Source organism: Actinoallomurus spadix, from assembly GCF_024055725.1.
In the GTDB taxonomy this organism is placed as follows: Bacteria; Actinomycetota; Actinomycetes; order Streptosporangiales; family Streptosporangiaceae; genus Actinoallomurus; species Actinoallomurus spadix.
Map to the genome: position 1 here is coordinate 263,709 of NZ_JAMXMX010000006.1, position 20,410 is coordinate 284,118.

A 20,410-nucleotide genomic window follows, 5' to 3' on the forward strand; every position below is an offset into this window, starting at 1 on the left:
GTCAGTGCACCGCCTGGACGATGCGCAGGGCGATCGGCGCGGAGTACTCCGCACCGCTCGACCCCCGCGGGCCCTCGGTGACGACGGCGAAGGCGACCTTCGGGTTGTTCCTCGGGGCGAAGCCGACGAACCAGTCCTCGTTGATGCCGTTGACTCCGGTCTCGGCGGTGCCGGTCTTGCCGGCGATGTCGCGCCCCGCGAGGTACCTCGACGCCGTCCCGTGATCGACGACCGCGCCCATCATCTCCTGAATCTGGCGCGCCGTGTCGGCGCTGATCGGCTGCCCGAGCTGCTTCGGGTCGGCCGTCACCAGCTCGGACTGGTCCTGCGCGACGACCCGCTTGACGAGGTACGGCTTCATCAGCTTGCCGTCGTTGGCGACCGCCTGCGCGACCATCGCCATCTGCAGCGGCGACGCGGTCACGACCTCCTGGCCGATGCCGCTACGGGCCAGGGCGTCGCCGCCGAGCCGCTTGGTCGGGTAGACGCTCGTGGCGCTGGACATGCCGTTCTCGACCTCGGTCGGCTTGTTGAAGCCGAACTTGGCCGCCATCTCCGCCAGCTTCGACTGCCCCAGCATGCCCGCGAGACGGCCGAACGTCGAGTTGCACGACGCCGCGAACGAGTTGATCAGAGGCGGGGAGCCGTTGCACTTTGCCTCGTCGCCGTCGGAGTTGTGCAGCTCCTGGCCCGACTCGGGAAGCAGCAGGCGGTTCGCGTCGGCCGGGGAGTCCTTGGTGTACTGCCCACTCTCGATCGCCGCCGCCGAGTCAATGATCTTAAAGGAGGAGCCCGGCGCGAACGTCTCCCGCATCGCGTAGTTCAGCAGCGGGGTCGGCTTCTCCTTGGTCAGCGACTCGAAGACCTTGTTCGCCTTCGTTCCGTCGTGCACCGCGACGTTGTTCGTGTCGTACGACGGGAAGGAGGCCATCGCCAGGATCGCGCCCGTCTTCACGTCGATGGCGACCGCGCCGCCGCGCCGCATCGTCTTGTTCTTGACGCCGCTGTAGGCCGCCTCCTGGGCGTCCGGGTCGATCGTCGTCTGCACGGTGGCGCCGGCGGCCTTCTTGCCGACCAGCACGTCGAACCAGTTGTGCAGGGCCAGCCGCTTGTCCGTGCCGTCCAGCAGGCCGTTCTGCGCCGCTTCGAGGCCCGTACGGCTGAACACGCTGACGTACCCGGTGATCGGGGAGTACATCGTGCCCTGGTTGTAGTGCCGCTGGTACTCCTTGCCGTCCTTGCCGCCGATCTTCTCGGAGTAGGCCAGCGTCACCTTCCCGGCCATGATCGGGCCGCGGTTGTGCTCCCACTGCTGCGCGAACTGCCGGCTGTTCAGCGGGTCGGTCCGCAGCTTGTCCGCCTGGGAGCCCTGGATGTAGTTCACGTTGATGAGCAGGACGACCAGCAGGACCATGCCGGCCACCGCGACCTTGCGGAGCGGCTTGTTCACTGCGTCCTCACCACCTGGGTCATCCCCTCGTCCTGAATCGGCTGCGGCGCGGGCCGCCGCGCGGTGTCACTGATGCGGATCAGAATGGCGATCAGAATCCAGTTGGCGAGCAGCGACGATCCGCCCTGGGCGAGGAACGGCGTGGTCAGACCGGTCAGCGGGATGAGCCGCGTCACACCGCCGACGATGACGAAGACCTGCAGCGCGAAGACGAACGACACGCCGCCGGCGAACAGCTTGGCGAAGTTGTCCTTCGTGGCCAGCGCGGCCTTCATGCCCCGCTGCACGATCAGCGCGTACACGATGAGGATGACCATCGCGCCGGTCAGCCCCAGCTCCTCGCCGAACGAGGTGAAGATGAAGTCGCTGTAGGACAGCGGAGTGCGCCACGGCTCGCCCTGGCCGAGGCCCGTGCCGAGCACACCGCCCTGGCCCATCGAGAACAGGCCGAACATCAGCTGGCTGCTGTCGGCGAGGTACACGCCGCCCTTGCTGGCGCAGACGTCGGCGTGCGTCTGGTTGACGATCTTGCCGCCGATCCGGCACCCGCCGTCGAAGTACGCCTGCGGATCCAGCCAGGTGTCGATCCGCTGCGCGACGTGCGGGATCTCAGGGGCGATCAGGCAGGCGCAGGCCAGCAGCAGAACGCCGATCAGCACCCACATGAAGCGCTCGGTCGCGACGTACAGCATGCTGACGAACAGGCCGAAGAACAGGATGGCCGTACCGAAGTCGTTCTCCAGCGCCAGGACGCCGAGACAGATCACGAAGATGACCAGGATCGGCCCGAGGTCACGCGCGCGCGGGAGGTTCGCCGGGCCGATCTTCTTACCGACGATCGACAGGCTCTGGCGCTTGTTCACCAGGTACCCGGCGAAGAAGGCCACCAGCGCGAGCTTGGAGAACTCACTGGGCTGGATCGAGAACCCGCCGATCCGAATCCAGATCTTCGCACCCAGCGCGCCACTGATCGACGAGGGCAGAAAGCCCGGGAGGGCGAGGAAGAACAACCCGACCGCGCCGATCGTGTACATGTACCGCTGGAGGACCTTGATGTCCTTCAGCACGAGCAGCGTGACGGCGAAGAAGATCATCGCCAGCGCCGTCCAGGTGAGCTGCCCGGTCGTCGACGGCCCGATGTAGGACAGCTTCTTGCCCTCTTGGAGGGCCTTCTTCCAGTCGGCGCTCGTGCTCAGGTCCAGACGGTAGATCATCGCCAGGCCGAGGCCGTTGAGGAAGACGGCCAGCGGGAGCAGGAGCGGATCGGCGTACGGCGCGAACCGGGCGACGACGAAGTAGGCGCCGGCCGCGAGGATCCCGAGGCCGATGCCGTATCCGTACATGCCGGCCGGCAGGCCACCGTCACGCGCCAGGCCGACCTGCGCGAAGCTCGCGACGGTGATCACCAGTGCGAAGACCAACATGCCGAGCTGGGCGCTCCGCCGCGGGCGGGTCGCGATCTGAACCTCGGATTCGGCGGCTACGGAAGTCATGGGTGAGTGGTGTTCGCCTTTACGGGGGGACAGCCGGACTTGCCCGGCTTCCTTCTGCACGTGTCGGCCGCGTCGCGGAGCTCCTGCACCTTGGCGCGGGCCTGCGTGACGTCCGCCACGATGATGCCCTTGTGCACGGTGTCCTTGGTCGCCTTGGGCAGCGAGCTCGCCTGCACCGGCGGACTCGGCTTCTCGACGACCGTCTCGTCACAGCCCAGCGAGCTCTTCTGGCCCTTGCCCTTCCAGATCGTCACGACGCCCTCGGAGTTGTCGGCGACGACGACGCGGCAGACCTGCCCGCGCAGGGTGTGGACGGTGGTACGGGCCTTGCTCAGGCTGCCCAGGCCGTCGATCGTGTGGTTCACCGAGTCCCGCGCCGAGGGCGCCAGGTCGGCGACCTTCAGCGCCGGGCTGGGACGCTCCTTCAGGTGGTACAGCTTGATTCCCAGGAGGTCCTGGTTCATCCCCTGGTAGATGACGACCTGACCGCCGTCCGCCGCGACGTAGTACTGCCCCTGAATCGTGTTGTACGCGACGTACCCCCCGCCGGCCGCCAGCACGACGACCGCACCGGCCGCCGCCACCAGCCACGGCCAGCGGCGCCGCCGCCGCCCCACCGCCTCCTGCGGCAGCGCCTCCTGCGGCAGCGTCTCCTCGGCGGGCTGCCGCCCGACCGCGGGAATGTCCGCCACGGTCACCGGCGCGGGATGCTGCTGCTCCCGTAGCGCCGCGGCCCGCTGCGCCGGCGTCTCCGCGGCCATCGCCCCCGGCGGCATGTCCGCCTCACCGCGACCCAGGCTCGCGTTGTGCGCCGCGCCCGCGGTGATCGGAGCCGACGGCGGGCCGTGCAGCTGCTCCAGCTCGACCACATCGGCCACCACACAGGTGATGTTGTCCGGACCGCCACCGCGATTGGCCAGATCGATGAGCTGGCGTACGGCCTGGTCCGGCTCCGCCGCCGTGCTCAGCGCGTGGTGGATGGTCTCCGCGCTCACCACCGTGCTCAGCCCGTCCGAGCACAGCAGGTAACGATCGCCCAGCTGCGCCTCGCGCAGCGCGATGTCCGGATCGACCTCGCCCCGGCCGTCAAGCGCCCGCAGCAACAGGGAACGCTGCGGGTGTGACGCGGCCTCGTCCAGGGTGATCCGGCCCTCGTCGACGAGCGACTGCACCAATGTGTGATCATGAGTGATCTGGAACAGCTCGCCGTTCCGCAGGAGATACGCGCGGGAGTCGCCGATGTGGACGAGGGCGACCTGCGGCCCGTTCCACAGCATCGCGGTGAGCGTGCAGCCCATGCCCTGCAGCGAAGGGTCACCCTCCACGATACTGTGCAAGGTCTCGTTGGCCCGGTGAACCGCCTGCTCCAGCGCACCGACCAGCTCGTGCGCCGGGAAGTCCCGGTCCAGTGGCTTCAGGGTCTCGATCGCGGCGGCACTGGCGATCTCACCGCCGACGTGGCCGCCCATGCCGTCGGCGACCGCGAGCAGCCGGGAGCCCGCGTACGCCGAGTCCTCGTTGCCCTCGCGCAGCATGCCGACGTCCGACCGGGCGGCGAAGTGAATTCCGATGGTCATTTGCGCAGCTCTATGGCGGTCTTCCCGATACGGATCGGTACGCCGACGGGGACTGGTTCCGGCCTGCTCACCTTGGCACGCCCGAGATAGGTGCCGTTCGTCGAACCGAGATCCTCCACGAACCACTGACCGTTCTGCGAGAAGAGCCGGGCATGCCGTCCCGAAGAGTAGTCGTCTCCGAGAGGCAGGGTGACATCATTCGACCGACCCATCGTTATCTCCGTACCGACCAGGTCCATCGTCGTACCGGCCCGGGCACCTTCGGTGATGACGAGCTTGGTCGGCTCGGTACGCCTGACGCGCGGCGCCGCGGCCTGCCGGGGCGGCCGGGCGGGCTGGGCGGCCTGCCGAGGCCGCTGGGCCTTCGCGGCGGCCTTCGAACCCCACAGATCGGCACGGATGACGCCCGCGGCCGCGATGACGAACAGCCAGAGTACGGCTAGGAACGCCACCTTCATGAGCGTCAGGGTGATTTGGTTCATCGGAGTCGGAACTACTCCCTATCGCGGCGGAACACCAGGGTTGTCCGGCCGAGCGTCACCCGCGCGCCATCGTGCAGCGTCACGCGGCGGATCGGCTGGCCGTTCACGAAAGTGCCGTTTGTCGACCCTAGATCAACCGCAACCACCTCCGGGCCCTCGACTCTGATCTCGGCATGGTGCCGGGAAACGCCCGGATCGACAAGCCGAAGATCACAATCGGTGCCCCGGCCGAGCAACGTCACCGGAGTGGTCAGATCGTACGTGTGACTCGGCTGACCCTCCGTGCTCACCAGCAGCCGCGGCCGGCCACCCGCGAACCCACGCGGCGGAGCCGGCATGTCACTCATCGGCTGACGGATCTCGCCACCCTCGACCGTCGAGCCGCGGATGACACCGGACCGGATCCGGAACATCCCGGTACGCAGGTCATCGGCGTTCTCGAACCGCACCCGCACCGGCCCCACGAAGGAGTAACCCTGCTCCTTCGCGTGCTCACGGGCGAGATTCGCCAGCTCCTGGCTCAGACTGTCGGCGTAGACCTCCAGCCGCTCACCGTCCGGATGTGAGATCTCGACCACGAAGTCGTTCGGCACCAGCGTGCGACCCTGCGCCACGATCGCGGCGCGCTCGTCCATCTCGCGCTGGATGGCGCTGGCCACCTCGACGGGTTGAAGCTCCGACTTGAAAGCCCGAGCGAAGGCACCCTCGACCATGCCCTCGAGCCGACGCTCGAAGCGCTGTAGGACACCCACGTGCACCTCCCCTCTCCACTGCTAGACGATCGTATCTGTGAGTAGGTTCGCCCCGAGCAACCGATTCGGACCACCGCTGGAATGGTGCTAATCTTTGGGACGCGCCCGGGGCGGGTGGCGGAACGGCAGACGCGCACGGTTCAGGTCCGTGTGTCCGAAAGGACGTGAGGGTTCAAATCCCTCCTCGCCCACTCGGTGTTGGGGTCGGCTGGTCGGAAGCTTTGCTTCCTCCCAGTCGACCCCTCGTCGTTTTTTCGGGGGGACGACCCCCCGGGCCCCCCGAGGTGGGGGGCTTCGCCCCCCACGCCCCCTTGGGGCTCAGGTTCGTTTGCTGGTGCGGGCTCCGCGCGGGCTGGGATTTTTGGGGCTTCGCCCCTTGCCCCCCCTGGGGCTCAGGTTCGTTTGCTGGTGCGGGCTCCGCGCGGGCTGAGGTTTTTTGGGGCTTCGCCCCTTGCCCCCCTTGGTGGTTGGGGTGCGAGGTCGGTCACATTGAGCTCTGGGTTGACGGGCTGAGCCTTGTGATTCGGTCATTGCTTCGTTCGCGATGGCGGCACGGAGCGGCCTTGAAGTCGCCCGGTGGGGCGCGTCGGTGGGGTGCCTGCCGTTCGGGCCGCCGACGCCGCTGATTTCAGGGGGCGGTGTTCAGAGCTGCTCCTGGCGGTACCAAGAGATGAGTAGAACGTTCGGTCTTGACGGGTGGGTGGCGCCGTGTCATGGTCGGGGGAGGTAGAACGTTCGGTCTCGTGTGGTTCGCGTCCTCGATCGGGGGAGCCGTCAGCGGCGCCGCTGACCCGCGTAGTCCGTTTCCATCGAGAGGATCATCGTGGCCACCGTTGCCTCATCCACCGTCCGCGGGATCGCGCCGGCTCTGCGCCGGTTGTACTTTGTCCGATCCGGGTTCGCCGTCGTCTGGGCGCTTCTGCTGTTCGCCACCAAGTCGGACCTCGGTCCGGTCGGCGTCGCCCTGCTCGTTCTGTATCCCCTGTTCGACGCCGCCGCGGCGGTCGTGGACGCTCGTTCGGCTCGCGCCGCCGGGCCGGCGCGCGGACTGTACGTGAACATCGCGATCAGCGTGCTCGCCGCGATCGGCGTGGCCGTCGCCTGCGCGTCCGGTGTGCCGGCCGTCCTACGCGTGTGGGGCGTCTGGGCGATCGTCTCCGGGCTCGTGCAGCTGGTCGTGGGTGTTGCGCGCCGCTCGATGGGCGGCCAGTGGCCGATGATCCTCAGCGGGGGCATCTCCGTACTCGCCGGCGCCTCGTTCATCACGTCGGCCTCCGCGGAGGACCCGTCGCCGGGCGGCATCGCCGGCTACGCGGTGCTGGGTGGCGTCTTCTTCCTCGTCTCGGCGCTGCGCCTCGGGCGTGCCGCGGATAAGCGCTGACATCGCCGGCTTGGTGCTCAGGCGGTCTTCGTCCCGGATCCGGACGTGGAGCGGTGTTGCAGGATCCCGTCGACGCCCCGGAGGAACGTCTCGCAGACCTCCGCGGGATCGGAGAGGCAGCCCTCGGCCATCGCGCCGTCTCGCAGCATGACGAAGTGGCGGCCCGCGAGCTCGGGTGGCGTATCCCCGACGTGCGCGAGCAGGTCGGTGATGGTGCGCAGGAACCACGCGCGGTGAGCGAGGACGGCCTTGTGGACGGGGTGATCGGGATCCGGATACTCGGCGACGGCGTTGAGGAAGGCGCAGCCGCGGAAGCCGGCCGACCGGATGCCGTCGGCGATCGACTCTGCGATGGCCCGCAGGATGTCGGCGGCCGGACGGCCGCTGTCGAGGACCTTGCCGACCTGCTCGCGGTCGAGCCGGTGGACCGCTTGGAGGTACGCGATGACGAGGTCTTCCTTGCCGGGGAAGTGCCGGTACAGCGTCGCGCGGGTCACCTTCGCCTCCGCGACGATCCGATCGATCCCGACGGAGTGGATTCCCTCGGTGTAGAAGAGCCGGGTGGCGGTTTCGAGTAGCCGCGAGCGCGCTTCGGAGACCTGACCTCGAGCCATTGTGGGGAGTGTAATCGATAGAACGTTCAGTCTCCGGGGTGACGTCTTCGCGCCCTGCGCCGGTGAGCGGCGGCGAGCCGTTCAGAGCACGGATCGGCAGAAGAACCGGCGCGTCCGGCCCGCCGGTGCGCGAGTGAGGTGGAAGGCGGTCCCCAGAACGTTCCGTTGCCCTCGGTATGGACCCGGGGGATTCCATACCGAGGGCAGCGGAGGGGAACTACACCGTGATGGAGATCAGCTGGAGGCGGGGACCGGCTTGCCGAACATCGTGCAGATGGCCGCGGTGACCAGGTCGTCCTCGGCCGTGCCGGCCGCGGCGTCGGTTTTGAGGCCGAAGTGGGTTGTGGCCAGCACCGAGACGGTACGTCGGCCCAACTCGTCGGTGTAGTTGTCGCTGCGGTATCCGGGAAGCGCGCCGTCGTGCCCCCACACCGTCCCGCACGGGGTGTGGACCTCCTCAAGCCCCAGCCCGTAGAGGCGGTTCAGCCCGTTCGCCTCGTCCTCCTGGGTGGTGACCCGCATTTGGGCGAGCAGCGGCTTGGGAAAGAGCCGGCCGGACAGCAGGGCCTTGTCGAATCGGGCCCAGTCACTCGTGGTGGAGACGATGGAACCGGCCGCCCCGACCCACGACTGGTCGATCCCGGTGACGTCGACCCGCTCGCCGCGGGCCGGTCCGACGAAACCGAAACCCGCGGGTGTGCCGGGCGGCAGGATCGGCGCGAGGTGCGCCGCGTCGGGCTCGTACCCGTGGGCGAACCGGCGGTCGGCGGGGTCCGGGGCGCCGGTGGCCAGGTAGGTGTGCCGAAGCCCCAGCGGCCCGGCGATACGGTGCTGGATCAGGTCCGCCACACTCTGTCCGGTGATCTTCTCCAACAGCAGGCCGAGCGCGTCATAGTTGGTGTTGCTGTAGGACCAGCCCTGACCGGGCGGGAACTTCACCGGCAGGCTCGTGCCCATGGCGAGCAGCTGCTCGGCCGTGGGCGGCTCCGTCTGCCGGCCGGTCATCAGCATCAGCGCCTCGGGGTCGTACGCGTAGTCGGCCAGTCCACTGGTGTGGTTCAGCAGCATTCGTACGGTGATGTTCCGGCCGTTCGGAACGGCTCCGGGAAGCCGCTTCTCGATGGGGTCGTCCAGCGCGAGGCGGTGGTCGGCGACGAGTTGCAGAACCAGCGTCGCGGTCATCGTCTTGGTGTTCGAGCCCATCCTGAACTCGTCGTTCGCGGTCAGCGCGTGATCAGGGATGCTCCACGAGGCCTGCCGGACGATGTTCACCTCCGGGCCGTGTCCATCGTCCACCCGGACGATGACGCCCGGGACGCCGGCCGCCGTGGCCCTGCTTGCGGCGGCGACCAACTGTTGCGAGTGCCCCGCGACGCCCGGCCGCTCCGCCGCCGCCGCTGACGCCGACGCCGCGCCGGACATCGCGATGACGCCGGCGCCGAGCGCCAGCGCCGTCGCCGTTCCCCGGAGACGGCGGGAGACGAATCCAGTGCTCTTCCCTGCCATGGCGAATCCTCCTCATCCTGCGGCCGGTGGCGGCTGCCAGGCCGATGAGCAAGAAGGTAGGAAAACGGCATGGGCGTACACATCGCCTCGCAGTGGGCCGCTCGTGGCTCGCGTGGGGGATGGACAGCCGGCGCGGGCGTCGGCTAATTCAGCCGTCCTGCGTGGCGAGCCCGATCTGGTGCGCGAACACCACGGCGTGGACTCGATCCCGAAGGTCGAGCTTGGCGAAGATGCGCGACACGTAGGTCTTGACCGTCTCTCTGCTCAGAAAGAGCGACTTCGCGATCTCGGCGTTCGACTGCCCGGTGGCCATCAGCTTCAACACCTCGACTTCGCGTTCGGTCAGGTCGGCGAGGGCCTCCCTCACACGCCTGTCCGCCTCGTCGTCGTCGCGGATGCGCTCGCCGAAGCGGCCGATCAGCCGGCGGGTGACCTCGGGCGCCAGCAGGGCGTTCCCGGCGGCGATGGTGCGGATCCCGGCGAGCATCTCCCCCGCCGGAGTGTCCTTGAGCAGGAACCCGCTGGCTCCCGCGCGCAGTGCCTGGAAGACGTACTCGTCCAGGTTGAACGTCGTGACGACCAGCACCTTGACCCGCCCGGCGGACTGCGGGCCGGCGATCCGCCGGGTCGCCTCGATGCCGTCGAGCAGCGGCATCCGGATGTCCATGATGACGATGTCGGGGGTGAGCCGCTCGGCCAGCCGCACCGCCTCACGGCCGTCCTCGGCCGTACCGACGATCTCGAAGTCCGGCTGCGAGGACAGGATGGTGATGTAACCGGCGCGGATGAGCGCCTGGTCGTCGCACACCAGCACCCGGGTACGCGGCTTCGCGCTCATGAGGCGTCCGCCTCGGTCGGAAAGCACGCATGCAGGACGAACCCTCCGCCGTCCTCCTGCCGCGTGGTCAACTCGCCGCCGGCGAGGAGCACGCGTCTGCGCAGCCCGGCCAGCCCCCGGCCCGACGGCACGGCGGCCGGCGGGGGTCCGGCCGGTCCGCGAGCGGGCGCTCCGCCCGGACCGTCCGTCGTCACGTCGACCGTCAACCGCCCCGCAACGGACCAGGTCAAGTGCACCACCGTCTTCCTTCCCGGCGCGTGTTTGAGCGCGTTGGTCAGCGCCTCCTGCACCACCCGGTACGCCGCCAACGCCACCATGTCGTCCATCATGCGCTCCGGACCGTCCTGGACGAGTTCGACCGGTTGCCCGGCAAGCCTGGTCTGGGCCACCAGATCGGTGAACAGCCCGGCCGCCGGAGCGCGCGGGGCCGGCTCGGCGTCATGACGGGGACTGAGCACGCCCAGCATCGCGCGCAGGTCTCCCAGCGCGCGGCGCCCGGTCCCGCCGATCGCCGTGAGCCCTTCTTCGATCTCCGCGCGGTTGTCAGGCGGCACGTAGAGCGCGGCGTCCGCCTGCATCACGATCGCCGTCACATGATGCGTCACCACATCGTGCAGCTCCCGGGCGATGTGCTCGCGCTCCTCACGCCGGGCCGCTTCCATGCTCTCGCGCTGCCGCCGCTCCTGCTCGCGCAGCCGGGTGCGCGCCAGAGTGCCGACCAGCCAGCATCCCGCCGGCAGGGCGAAGAACTCGACGCCCTCGGTCGGCGACTCTGGGGCTCCGAGGGCGGTCAGGCCGCCGAGCAGCGCCGCGTACCCCGCCGTCCACGCCACGACTGTGCGCTGCCTTCGCCGAACCTGATACAGGCCGACGCTGTACAGCGCGATGTACAACGCGATCGTCGCCGCCGTGGGCCGGTAGCCGAGACACTGGTAGGCGAAGAACGCGGCGGATACGATCGCCAGACACAGCGTGGGCGCCCGGGTCCGCATCAGGAGCGGCAGGCCGTGCCCGAGCACCAGCAGCGCGGCCAGTGGTCCGAACGAGCGCTGGGACGTGGGCCAGGCCAGGTCGGTGCCCTTGTCGGCGACACCGGGGATGAAGGAGAGTGCCACCACGGCGGCGGTCAGCAGAACGTCGTGGCGACCGGCCGGCCATGCCCTCGTCCGCTCGGCGAGGCGGCGCAGCCCGGCTCGGGCGGACCTCCACTTTCGGCGGCGCATCGCAGGCGTGGTCAGCAAGGCGATCCGACCGGACCTGCGGAGACGGAGAGCCGGATGTCTCCGGAGGAGACCGGATAGCCCATCTGTCCTCCCACGTGGCCGGATAAGACCATAGCGCGCCTCGTCGGCGGTGATCCGTCGATTTCCTCTGGAGTGCACATGACGCAGCGCCGGTATTTCAGCGCTACTTATCGCGATTCGTGAAGTCAGGAGGAGGTCGATGCGCGCGATCGTAGGCTTCCTGTGACGCTGACCGAGACCCCGTTGATGGGGGTGTATCGCGCGGACCGCTCAGCCGTTGCGGACGATCCTGACGCCGCCGAAGATCCCGTAGCGGTGCACGCGTACGGTCGGCGCGTCCGGGCCGCCGGTTCCGCGGAACCGGCGCCGTCCGAGGAGGCCCGGCACTCCGAAGCCGATGGTCTCCACGTTGACGTCGGCCGGCACCGTGAGCCGCACGCCGCCCACGAGTGACACCTTGACCACGGTCACGTCCTGGTCGATGCCGCTGAAGTCGACATTGGCGCCGCCGATCGGGGAGACCGAGACAAAGCGCTGGGGCGTCTGCTGTTCGGGCTTGTAATCGACGCCACCCAGGATCGCGACGTGGAATTTGGTGTTCGGGTTCGTGTTCGTCATGTCCTTAACGTTAAGGATCGCCGGTTCGGGACGTTAGTACCGGCGATCACGCTTTCCCTATGACAGAAGTCATGGGCGGGAGCCGAGCGTTCCGCCTCCGTCCTTCATGGTGTGGATTCGAGGTCGGGGGACGCCTTTCCCTCGCCGAGGGGCCGGTGGGTGTCGGAAACCATCACTTCGGGCTCGTCGGCTGGGGCGGTGGAGGGGGCGGTCACACGCTGGGCTCATGACCGACATCGACCGGATCGACCACTCAGTCCTCTACACCACCGACATGGACGCCACCGCCGCGGTGTACGAAGCGCTGGGTTTCACCTTGAGCCCGTTGTCGATGCACATGGGCTCCGATCGTCCCGGTGGCGAGCGCAGGCCCATGGGCGCCGGCAACCGGTGCGCGCTCTTCGGGGGTAACTACCTGGAACTGCTCGGACTGTTCGGGGACGGGAGCGTCGACCCCTGGAACATCCGTTCCCTGATCGCCGAGTACGAGGGTCTGCACGGTTACTCGTTCGGTTGTACGGACGCGGCGGTCACCGAGGAGCGGCTGCGCCGGGCCGGGTTGTCCTCGTCGGGGGTCCTGCCGCTCCAGCGCGACGTGGACACTTCGGACGGCACCGCGACCGCCCGGTTCGAGGCCGTTCACGTGGAACGTGCGCTCACCCCTGAGGGCCTGGTCCACGCCGCCCGCCATCTGACGCCGGAGCTGATCCATCAGCGCCGGTACCTGCGCCATGCCAACGGGGCCACCCACCTGGACGGTGTCCTGCTGGTGGTCGATGACGGCGAGGTGGCCGCCGCCACGGACCGGTACGCAAGGATCCTGGACGTGACGCCGGTGACCGAGGGGCCGCGCCGGGTGCTGCGCCTCGCGCTGGGACAGGTGGAGATCGTCGCGGCCTCCGACCTCGGCGCGGTACTGCCCGGGGAGGACGTTCCGGCCCTGCCGTACATGGCGGGGCAGACGGTGGCGGTCACCGACGTCGGCGCGGCTCGCGCGCTGGTGGAGGGTAACGGGTTCGGCACCCGGGACCTGCCGGGTGGTGGGTTCTTCGTCGGCGCGGCGCAGGCACGCGGCGCCGCTCTCGCCTTCCGGCAGGCGTGGTGATGGCGGCCTCCGGGAAGGCCCCGCTGCGCGCCCGACTCATCCTCAGGGACTCCCTGGACTGGGAGACGCTCACCGCGGACCAGGTGATCGCGCTGCGCGGGAAGGTCAACCGCCTGCGCGCGTCCCGCAAGGCGCGGATCATCACCGGGCTGCCCGACCGCGGCGCTCGGATCGAGGAGCACACGATCGACCTGCCGGGCCGCCGTCTGACGCTGCGGGTGCACCGTCCGAAGGACGCCGGTCGCCCGTTGCCGCTGATCCTCTCGTTCCACGGCGGGGGCTTCATCGTGGGCACCGCCGCGCAGAACGACTGGCTCAACAGCCACCTCGCGGCCCGGTGCCCGGCGGTGGTCGTGTCGGTGGAGTACCGCCTCGCGCCGGAGCACCCGCTGCCGGAGCCGGTCGACGACGGCTACGACACGCTCGTCCGGCTCGTCGACGACCCCTTCGGCTGGGGAATCGACCCCGCGGCCGTCGCCGTCCTCGGCGAGAGCGCCGGTGGCACGCTCGCCGCGCTCGTCGCGCTGCGGGCCCGCGTGGACGGCCCGCCGCTCCACGCCCAGGTGCTGGCCTACCCGAGCACGGACTGGACCGAGGACATGGCGGACTATCCCTCGGTCACCGCGAACGCCGGCCACCCCGGGTTGTCGGTGTCCGAGTGGCGGATGTCCCGCAGGCTGAGCGTGCCGCCGACGCTCGATCCGCGCAGCGTGTCCCCGGTGCGGTTCGACGATCTCACCGGGCTGCCACCGACGCTGGTCGTCACCGGTGCGCTGGACCCCGGAGACGACCACGGACGCCGCTACGCCGAACGGCTCCGCGCGGACGGCACCGACGCCCGCGCGACCCGCTACCCGAGGGCCGTCCACGGCTTCCTCAGCATGCCGGGCCTGATCCCGGACGCCCGGCCCGCGCGCCGCGAGATCCTCGGCTTCCTGCGGGAGCGCCTGCGCGGTCCGGAGGGGGGCTGACGCATGACCCTCGTCGATGCGCCCGCCGGAGCGCTGCGCGGTGTCTCCACCGGCGGCGCGGTCACGGCCTTCCTCGGCCTTCCGTACGGCAGCGCCGGGCGGCCCCTGGGGGGAGGAGATGCAGCGCGCCTGGGCGGGTTTCGTCCACACCGGTTCACCGGGCCGGCCCTCGTTCCCGTACGTCAGGCACTTCGGGTAGCCGGTTACCGTGACGCGGGTGGGTTCTCCGGTTCTGGACGAGATCGACCGTTCGATCGTCCACGCCCTGCACATCGACGGGCGAGCGCCGTTCAGCCGTATCGCGTCGGTGCTGGGCGTGTCCGATCAGACGGTCGCCCGGCGCTACCGCAGACTGCGTTCCAGCGGATCGCTCCGGGTGGTCGGCCTGCCGGACGCGGGGCGGCTGGGCTGGGTGGAGTGGTTCGTCCGGGTCCAGGTGACCCCGGACGCGGCGGTGCCCGTCGCCGACGCGCTGGCCCGCCGGGGGGATACCTCGTGGGTCTGCCTCACCTCGGGCGGGACGCAGATCGTCTGCGTGACCCGGGCGCGCAGTTCTCACGAACGCGACGCCCTGCTGCTCGGGCAGCTGCCCAGGACGCCGCGGGTCACCGGCGTCACGGCGCACTGCCTGCTGCGCGTCTTCGCCGGCGGCCCGTCCGGCTGGCACGGCAGAGCCGATTCGCTCACCCCCGGGCAGGTCGCCGCCCTCGCCCCCGAGCCGGCTCACCACGTACGGGACCAGGTCGTCCTGCGGGAGGGCGACGAACCCATGCTGGCCGCGCTGGCCCGGGACGGCCGCGCCACGTACCTCGAGCTCGCCGAGGTGACCGGCTGGTCGGAGATGACCGCCAAGCGCCGGCTCGCGCGGCTACGGCGACGCGGCGCGCTCTTCTTCGACGTGGACATCGATCCGCTGCTGCTGGGGTTCGAGACGCTCGCCATCCTCTGGCTGACCGTCGACCCGGCCCGGATGCGCCGGGCGGCCGAGGCCATCGCCGCGCTTCCGGAGGTCGCCTTCGCCGCCGCGACCACCGGCCCGACCAACCTGCTCGTCTTCGCCGCCTGCCGCGACGTGGAGTCCCTGTACGACTTCCTCGAACGCGGAGTGGGCGGGCTCCCGGGGATCCGCCAGGTGGAGAGCGCGCCCGTCATCCGCAACAGCAAGCGCGTCGGCGCGCTTCAGCGCCCCGGTCCGCCCTCCGCGGGCCGGGCCTCCTGAGGTTCTCGCGGCCGGTCCCCGGTCCCCGCGGGCGGGCGGAGGCGGGCGCGGAGTTCGGTCTTGCGGACCTTGCCGAGCCCGTTGCGGGGCAGCGTGTCGACGCACTCCAGGCGGGTGGGCAGGTACCACTCGGTCATGCCCGTGGCGAGGAGGTGCCGGCGCAGGTCGGTGAGGGTCGGTTCCGCGCCGGCGGGGACCACGACGGCGCAGACCGTCTCGCCGCCGTCGTCGTCCGGGCAGCCGACGATGGCGACGTCGGCGACGGCGGGGTGGCGCAGCAGTTCGTCCTCGACCTCCAGGACCGGGATCGGGCGCGGGCTGCCGACCCGGTCGGCGACGCGGGAGAGGTAGCGCAGGCCGCCGTGCCCGTCATCGCCGACCAGGTCGCCGGTGTCGTACCAGCCGTCCGTGGCGGCCGGGTCCCACACCGGCCGCCGGTCGCGCAGCCGGAAGGTGCCCGCGCACACCGAGGGGCCGCGTACGTGAAGGCGGTACGCCCCATCCCGGGACGGCGGCCGCTCGGCGACCAGGCGGACCTCACAGCCGGGGACGGGACGGCCGATGCCGTGGCCCGCCGCGCCGGGCGGGTCGTCGGCGGCTGTCGCGGTGAGACCGCCCGTCTCCGTCATGCCGAAGCCGTTCACCAGGACGGGGCAGAGCCACGTACGGATCGGGGCGACGAGGGAGGCGGGCAGCGGGGCCCCGGTGCTGGTGATCACTCGGAGGGCGGGCAGGGGGCGACGCCGGCGCCGCTGGGCGCCGACGAGTTCGCGCAGCAGGTGGGGCGCGCCGAGGAAGTGGGTGACCCGGTGCCGGGCGAGGAGGTCGAGCCAGACGTCCGGGTCCCGGGTGTCGGCGAACACGGATCCGCAACCGGTGACCAGGGGCGTCAGGACGTTGGTCCGCATCCCCACCGAGTGGGTGAGGTCGGCCGGTGTGGCCGTGCGCGGGTCCGGGACGTCGCGGAGGGCCGCGTGCCGGGGCCGGGTGGAGGCGTACTGCGTGTTGGGGGTGTGGAGGACGCCCTTCACCTCGCCCGTCGTCCCGGAGGTGAACAGGATCAGGGACACCTCGTCCGGTCCCCGGGGCGCGGGTGAGCGGGGGCCGGACGCTCCGAGGAGATCGGCGAACGCGGTCGCGCCGGTCGCCGCCGCGTCGCCGATCACCACGCGGTGGCGGAGGCACGGCAGGCGCGTGCCGAGGCCGGCGAGCAGGCGGGCGGGGCGGGCGGCCTCCCAGCGGTCGACGACCACGCACGCCGCGGCCTCGGTTCCCGCCAGGATGCGCTCGACCTCGCGGGCGCCCATCGTCACCATGACCGGTACGGCGATCAGGCCCGCGTCCAGGCAGGCGAGGGCGAGCGCCGCCGCCTCCCACCAGTTCGGGAGCTGGTAGGCGACGGCGTCGCCGGGGCGCAGGCCGAGCCCGCGCAGTCCGGCGGACAGACCGTCCACGGCCGCCGCCAGCCCGCCGCAGGTGACGACGACCTCGCGGCCCAGGTCCCGGCGCCAGTTGACGAAGATCGTACGGTCGGGCGTGGCCGTGGCCGCGGCCCGCAGGTCGTCGGCGAACGTCTCGCGGCGCCACCAGCCGCGGGCGTAGTACGTCCCGGTCCGTGACGTCGGCGGCGGGGCGGGACGGAGGCGGCCGGTCACCGGACCGCCGTCCTCTCGTCGGAGCCCAGCGGGCGCAGCGTGAGCAGGCGCCGGCGGCGCCGGGACGCCATCCGGCGGAACGCCGCCGTGTCGTTCAGGTGCGGGAACGGCTCATCGGGCCGGGGCACGCCGAGGAACTCGCAGAGCGGCCCCCAGCCCTGGCCGACGTCGTACACCAGGAGCCGGTGGTCGGGGATGACCTCCTGGACGTGCGCGGTGTGCCACTCGAACACCTGGATGGCGAAGTCGGGGTCGCCGAACCGGGAGCCGAAGGTGCCCTCCCAGATGACCCGCTCGCACATCCGGCGCCGGACGCGGAGCCCGGCGCAGACCCGGTCCTCCAGCCACATGGCGAGGCCGTGCCATCCCGGCCGCCGGTGGCTGGAACGGTAGATCGTGTCGCGCACGCTGGCGTACCAGCGGGCGGGGTCGCGCACGGTGAGGATGACGGGGGCGTGGCGGTAGGCGTCCGCGAGCTCCCGCCAGAAGAAGCAGGAGGGCCAGTCGACGGTCGCGCGGTAGCCCGCCAGGAGGTCCTCCCACGCCACCGGTTCACCGCGGGCGGCCGCCTCCCAGCCGAGGATCCGGCGGAGGTCCCCGCCGAGCGAGGACATGTGGTGACAGGGCCCGTGCCCCAGGCGTTCGAGTGCTGCTTTGAGCGAGTAGGTGCCAGTGCGTCCCATGCCGGCCCCGATGACTTCCAGCATGTGCTCCCCCCCGTGCGGTGAGGCTCTCCTGCGTCGGGTCGTCGTGGTGCGGCTGCGCCGGATGACCGTCCGGCTCGTCAGCGGCCTCTATTCAGGTAGGGGGTTAACACCCAGTTTGACACGTTAGCGACTTGTTTGACGCTGGTTGTCGTGGTCGCCGGGACCTGGCATAGAGTCGCCGACCATGAGGTCCCCCGCCCCCCGGGCCCTGATCGGCCTGGTCCTCGCCGTCTCGATCGTGGGTTGCGCCGCCGTCTTCGGGCTGTCCGCCCGGCCGTGGGCGGCGCTGGCGGTACTCGCGGCGGGAACCGCGGCCGGAGCCATCAACGCGATCGTCGGATCGGGTTCCCTGATCACCTTCCCGACGCTGCTCGCCGTGGGGCTGCCGCCGATCACCGCCAACGTCTCCAACAACATCGGCCTGGTGCCGGGCGGCGTCACCGGCGTCCTCGGGTACCGGGCCGAGCTGGCGGGCCAGCGCGGCCGCCTCGCCCGGCTGGCCCCCGCCTCGGTGCTGGGCGCGCTGGTCGGCGGCCTGCTCCTGCTCAACCTGCCCGAGCAGGCCTTCACCGTGGTCGTGGCCGTGCTGATCGGCCTGTCCTGCGTTCTGGTCCTGACCCAGCCCATGATCAGCCGCCGGCTCGCCTCCCGGCCCCGGCGGGCCCACGGCGGGCCGTGGCTCTGGCTCGGCGTGTTCGCCGGCGGCGTCTACGGCGGCTACTTCGGCGCGGCGCAGGGCGTCCTCCTCGTCGGCCTGCTCGGCATCTTCCTCGACGAGGACCTGCAGCGCGTCAACGCGGCCAAGAACCTGCTGACGATGCTGGTCAACGCCACCGCGGCGGTCCTGTACATCTGCGTCGCGAAGGTCGACTGGTGGGCCGTGCTGCTGGTGGCCCTGGGCTCCATGGTCGGCGGCCTGCTCGGCGCCCGGGTCGGGCGCCGGCTGCCGCCCATGATCCTGCGCGGGGTGATCGTCTGCGTTGGCGTCGCCGCCGTGATCAAGCTCGTCAGCGGGTAGTCCGACGGCACCACGCGTGGGCGGGGCTCGGACCCCGCCCACCCGGGAGCCGGTACGGTCGCCCGGCGCGCGCACCCTGGCCGCTCCGGCGGATCGGGTCAGGGGCGTTGGCCCGGCCGATCCACGACCTTGGGGATGGAGTGCATCTCGAGGTTCAGGACGGCACCCTTCTTGTCGACCGACCGGCCGTCCAGCGCGTTCAACGTGTGATCCTTCACGACGATCACGCGTTCGGCCAGGTAGGCGTACGTCTTCGGATCGACCAGGATCTCCTTGGCCAGGTAGCCCTCGGTGACCCGGCTCACCGCGATGGCCGGGCGTCCCGCCATGTCGACGACGTTCTTCCGCAGGGTGACACCGGGGATCCGGGCGATCGCCCGGTAGACCGCCGCCTCGGTCTTCGGCGGCGCCACGCCGTTGCGCAGGACGGCGCTGTACTGGTCGTACAGCGCGGCGGCGCGTTCCTCCGCGTTCTTCGGCCTCATACCGCCGATGAACACGTGGGAGGCGACCCAGGCGTCGAGGGCCGTGGGGTCGGTGGGCAGCGCGGCGAGCGCCGGGTAGTTGTGCTTCCACAACTGGTTGCCGGTCTCGATCCGCAGCTTCCCGTCCCCGTAGGCGCCCTGCTGCGTCCTGGCGATCTGCTTGCCGTCGGCGCGCCACCACGTCCGCTCGACGAAGTTCACCAGCCGCGTCTTCGGTGTGGTCACGTGGGTCCCGATCGCCGGGAAGCGCTGGCGGCTCTCCACGTAGATCCACTGGTCCGGGCGGGGCGCGAACGGCCGCGACTCGGCGGCGGTGGCGGCGCGGTTCAGCAGATCCGCCGCGTTGGCGACCGGGCCGGCGGGGATCACCGGGAGGACGGGCCGCGGCCGGCCCTCCTTGTCGGTGCCGCCGACGTTCTGCGCGATCGTCACCCCGGCCGCGATCGTGACGGCGAGGGCGCCGACGGCGGCCAGGCGTACGCCCATCCGCGGCAGCCCGAGGAGGCGCCGGGCGGGCCGGGGGGCCGTCACCGGAGACGTGCCGTGCGCGGCGGCGAGGAGGCGGCGGCGCCCCTCCAGAACGGCGTTCTCGGCGGGCGGGGGCACCTCGGCGTACATGCGCTCGAGTTCGTTCATGCGTGGACTCCTTCTCCGACGTCCCTGGGGTCGATGCCGCCCAGGGCGTCGCGGGTCTTCCTGCGGGCCCGGTTGAGCCGGGAGTGGACGGTGCCCTTGGCGATGCCCAGGGCCGAGGCGATCTCGTCGGCGGACAGGCCGCCGGCGGCGGTCAGCAGCAGCACGTCGCGCTGCCCGCGCGGCAGCCGGGCGAGCGCGGCGGCGAGTTCCCGGCGCATGCCCTGCGCGCTGACGCGTTCGGCGACGCGCTCGCTCGGGGACTCCACCGCCGGGTCGGCGCCGGTCCGGGCGATGAGCCGCCAGAACCGGTTCTCCGCGCGGTGGTGCTGCCCGATGAGGTTGGTGGCGATCCCGTAGAGCCACGGCCGGGCGCCGGCGCACGTCAGGTCGTAGCGTTCCCGCTGCGCGAAGGCGATCAGGAACGTCTCGGCCATGAGGTCGTCCGCCTGGTCGCGGCCGAGCCGTCGCGCGATGTAGCGGTGGATCGTCGCGTGATGCCGGTCGTACAGCTCGGCGAAGCGTTCCGGATCACGCAATGACGCGTCGATCACCGCTGCGTCGGTCCCGGCGCGGACTTCGCCCGTCACAGGCGTCTCTTATCAGTCATACGGCCTTCTCGGGTGGGGGGTGTCACCCGTTGTTGGCGCGACCGGCGATCT

The 20,410-nt window shown here is 70.8% G+C and carries 19 protein-coding genes and 1 tRNA gene; 6 read left to right on the forward strand and 14 right to left on the reverse strand.

Going from position 1 to position 20,410, the window contains the following annotated elements:
- Nucleotide 1 precedes the first annotated feature (1 nt).
- From NE235_RS38130 to NE235_RS11145, 5 genes are read right to left on the reverse strand one after another with little or no spacing between them, the layout of a single operon-like run.
- Nucleotides 2–1,450, reverse strand: coding sequence for a peptidoglycan D,D-transpeptidase FtsI family protein (locus NE235_RS38130; protein WP_252801487.1), 1,449 nt, complete (start codon nucleotides 1,448–1,450; stop codon nucleotides 2–4).
- Complete coding sequence (locus NE235_RS11130; RefSeq protein WP_252801490.1) at nucleotides 1,447–2,943, reverse strand: FtsW/RodA/SpoVE family cell cycle protein; 1,497 nt, start codon at nucleotides 2,941–2,943, stop codon at nucleotides 1,447–1,449. The genes NE235_RS38130 and NE235_RS11130 overlap by 4 nt, the downstream gene beginning before the upstream one ends.
- Nucleotides 2,940–4,520, reverse strand: coding sequence for a PP2C family protein-serine/threonine phosphatase (locus tag NE235_RS11135; RefSeq protein WP_252801492.1), 1,581 nt, complete (start codon nucleotides 4,518–4,520; stop codon nucleotides 2,940–2,942). The genes NE235_RS11130 and NE235_RS11135 overlap by 4 nt, the downstream gene beginning before the upstream one ends.
- Complete coding sequence (locus NE235_RS11140; protein ID WP_252801500.1) at nucleotides 4,517–5,002, reverse strand: FHA domain-containing protein FhaB/FipA; 486 nt, start codon at nucleotides 5,000–5,002, stop codon at nucleotides 4,517–4,519. Before NE235_RS11140 ends, NE235_RS11135 begins: the two co-directional genes overlap by 4 nt.
- 11 nt (nucleotides 5,003–5,013) lie before the next feature.
- Nucleotides 5,014–5,754 carry an FhaA domain-containing protein gene (locus NE235_RS11145; RefSeq protein ID WP_252801740.1) on the reverse strand — a complete coding sequence of 247 codons (741 nt, stop codon included), beginning with the start codon at nucleotides 5,752–5,754 and terminating at the stop codon, nucleotides 5,014–5,016.
- 108 nt (nucleotides 5,755–5,862) lie between these two features.
- On the opposite strand from NE235_RS11145, the gene NE235_RS11150 reads away from it, so the two are divergent.
- Both NE235_RS11150 and NE235_RS11155 read left to right on the forward strand, forming a co-directional pair.
- Nucleotides 5,863–5,945, forward strand: a tRNA-Leu gene (locus NE235_RS11150).
- A gap of 632 nt (nucleotides 5,946–6,577) precedes the next feature.
- A complete protein-coding gene (locus NE235_RS11155) occupies nucleotides 6,578–7,135 on the forward strand; it encodes a hypothetical protein (RefSeq protein ID WP_252801502.1) in 558 nt (185 codons plus the stop codon).
- Nucleotides 7,136–7,152: 17 nt separating this feature from the next.
- Here NE235_RS11155 and NE235_RS11160 read toward each other — a convergent pair whose 3' ends face one another.
- From NE235_RS11160 to NE235_RS11180, 5 genes are all read right to left on the reverse strand, one after another.
- The gene (locus NE235_RS11160) at nucleotides 7,153–7,749 is read right to left on the reverse strand and encodes a TetR/AcrR family transcriptional regulator (protein WP_252801504.1); all 597 of its coding nucleotides are present in this window, start codon (nucleotides 7,747–7,749) and stop codon (nucleotides 7,153–7,155) included.
- A 234-nt stretch (nucleotides 7,750–7,983) separates the two neighbouring features.
- Nucleotides 7,984–9,255 carry a serine hydrolase domain-containing protein gene (locus NE235_RS11165; RefSeq protein WP_252801506.1) on the reverse strand — a complete coding sequence of 424 codons (1,272 nt, stop codon included), beginning with the start codon at nucleotides 9,253–9,255 and terminating at the stop codon, nucleotides 7,984–7,986.
- A gap of 148 nt (nucleotides 9,256–9,403) precedes the next feature.
- Nucleotides 9,404–10,093 (reverse strand): response regulator transcription factor, encoded by a 690-nt coding sequence (locus NE235_RS11170; protein ID WP_252801515.1) that lies wholly within the window; start codon nucleotides 10,091–10,093, stop codon nucleotides 9,404–9,406.
- On the reverse strand, nucleotides 10,090–11,316 hold the full coding sequence (locus tag NE235_RS11175) for a sensor histidine kinase (RefSeq protein WP_252801517.1): 1,227 nt from the start codon (nucleotides 11,314–11,316) through the stop codon (nucleotides 10,090–10,092). The genes NE235_RS11170 and NE235_RS11175 overlap by 4 nt, the downstream gene beginning before the upstream one ends.
- A 291-nt stretch (nucleotides 11,317–11,607) precedes the next feature.
- Nucleotides 11,608–11,955, reverse strand: a complete 348-nt coding sequence (locus tag NE235_RS11180) for a hypothetical protein (protein ID WP_252801519.1) — start codon at nucleotides 11,953–11,955, stop codon at nucleotides 11,608–11,610.
- Nucleotides 11,956–12,181: 226 nt separating this feature from the next.
- Between NE235_RS11180 and NE235_RS11185 the strand changes: the two genes are divergently transcribed.
- The 3 genes from NE235_RS11185 to NE235_RS11195 all read left to right on the forward strand — a co-directional run bounded on the left by NE235_RS11185 (nucleotide 12,182) and on the right by NE235_RS11195 (nucleotide 15,250).
- The gene (locus tag NE235_RS11185; RefSeq protein WP_252801521.1) at nucleotides 12,182–13,060 is read left to right on the forward strand and encodes a VOC family protein; all 879 of its coding nucleotides are present in this window, start codon (nucleotides 12,182–12,184) and stop codon (nucleotides 13,058–13,060) included.
- Nucleotides 13,060–14,031: an alpha/beta hydrolase gene (locus tag NE235_RS11190; protein WP_252801523.1), complete on the forward strand. Its 972-nt coding sequence runs from the start codon at nucleotides 13,060–13,062 to the stop codon at nucleotides 14,029–14,031. Before NE235_RS11185 ends, NE235_RS11190 begins: the two co-directional genes overlap by 1 nt.
- A 217-nt stretch (nucleotides 14,032–14,248) precedes the next feature.
- Entirely contained in the window at nucleotides 14,249–15,250 is a 1,002-nt protein-coding gene (locus NE235_RS11195) for an Lrp/AsnC family transcriptional regulator (RefSeq protein WP_252801525.1), read from the forward strand.
- On the opposite strand, the gene NE235_RS11200 is transcribed toward NE235_RS11195, so the two are convergent.
- Together NE235_RS11200 and NE235_RS11205 are read right to left on the reverse strand one after the other, a co-directional pair.
- Nucleotides 15,211–16,905, reverse strand: a complete 1,695-nt coding sequence (locus NE235_RS11200; protein WP_252801528.1) for an AMP-binding protein — start codon at nucleotides 16,903–16,905, stop codon at nucleotides 15,211–15,213. The genes NE235_RS11195 and NE235_RS11200 overlap by 40 nt on opposite strands.
- Nucleotides 16,902–17,612, reverse strand: coding sequence for a sulfotransferase family protein (locus NE235_RS11205; RefSeq protein ID WP_252801534.1), 711 nt, complete (start codon nucleotides 17,610–17,612; stop codon nucleotides 16,902–16,904). Before NE235_RS11205 ends, NE235_RS11200 begins: the two co-directional genes overlap by 4 nt.
- Nucleotides 17,613–17,796: 184 nt before the next feature.
- Between NE235_RS11205 and NE235_RS11210 the strand changes: the two genes are divergently transcribed.
- A complete protein-coding gene (locus NE235_RS11210; RefSeq protein ID WP_252801537.1) occupies nucleotides 17,797–18,630 on the forward strand; it encodes a sulfite exporter TauE/SafE family protein in 834 nt (277 codons plus the stop codon).
- 98 nt (nucleotides 18,631–18,728) lie between these two features.
- Here NE235_RS11210 and NE235_RS11215 read toward each other — a convergent pair whose 3' ends face one another.
- A complete protein-coding gene (locus NE235_RS11215) occupies nucleotides 18,729–19,751 on the reverse strand; it encodes a CU044_5270 family protein (RefSeq protein WP_252801539.1) in 1,023 nt (340 codons plus the stop codon).
- Entirely contained in the window at nucleotides 19,748–20,338 is a 591-nt protein-coding gene (locus NE235_RS11220) for an RNA polymerase sigma factor (RefSeq protein WP_252801541.1), read from the reverse strand. The genes NE235_RS11215 and NE235_RS11220 overlap by 4 nt, the downstream gene beginning before the upstream one ends.
- Between the last annotated feature and the right edge of the window lie 72 nt (nucleotides 20,339–20,410).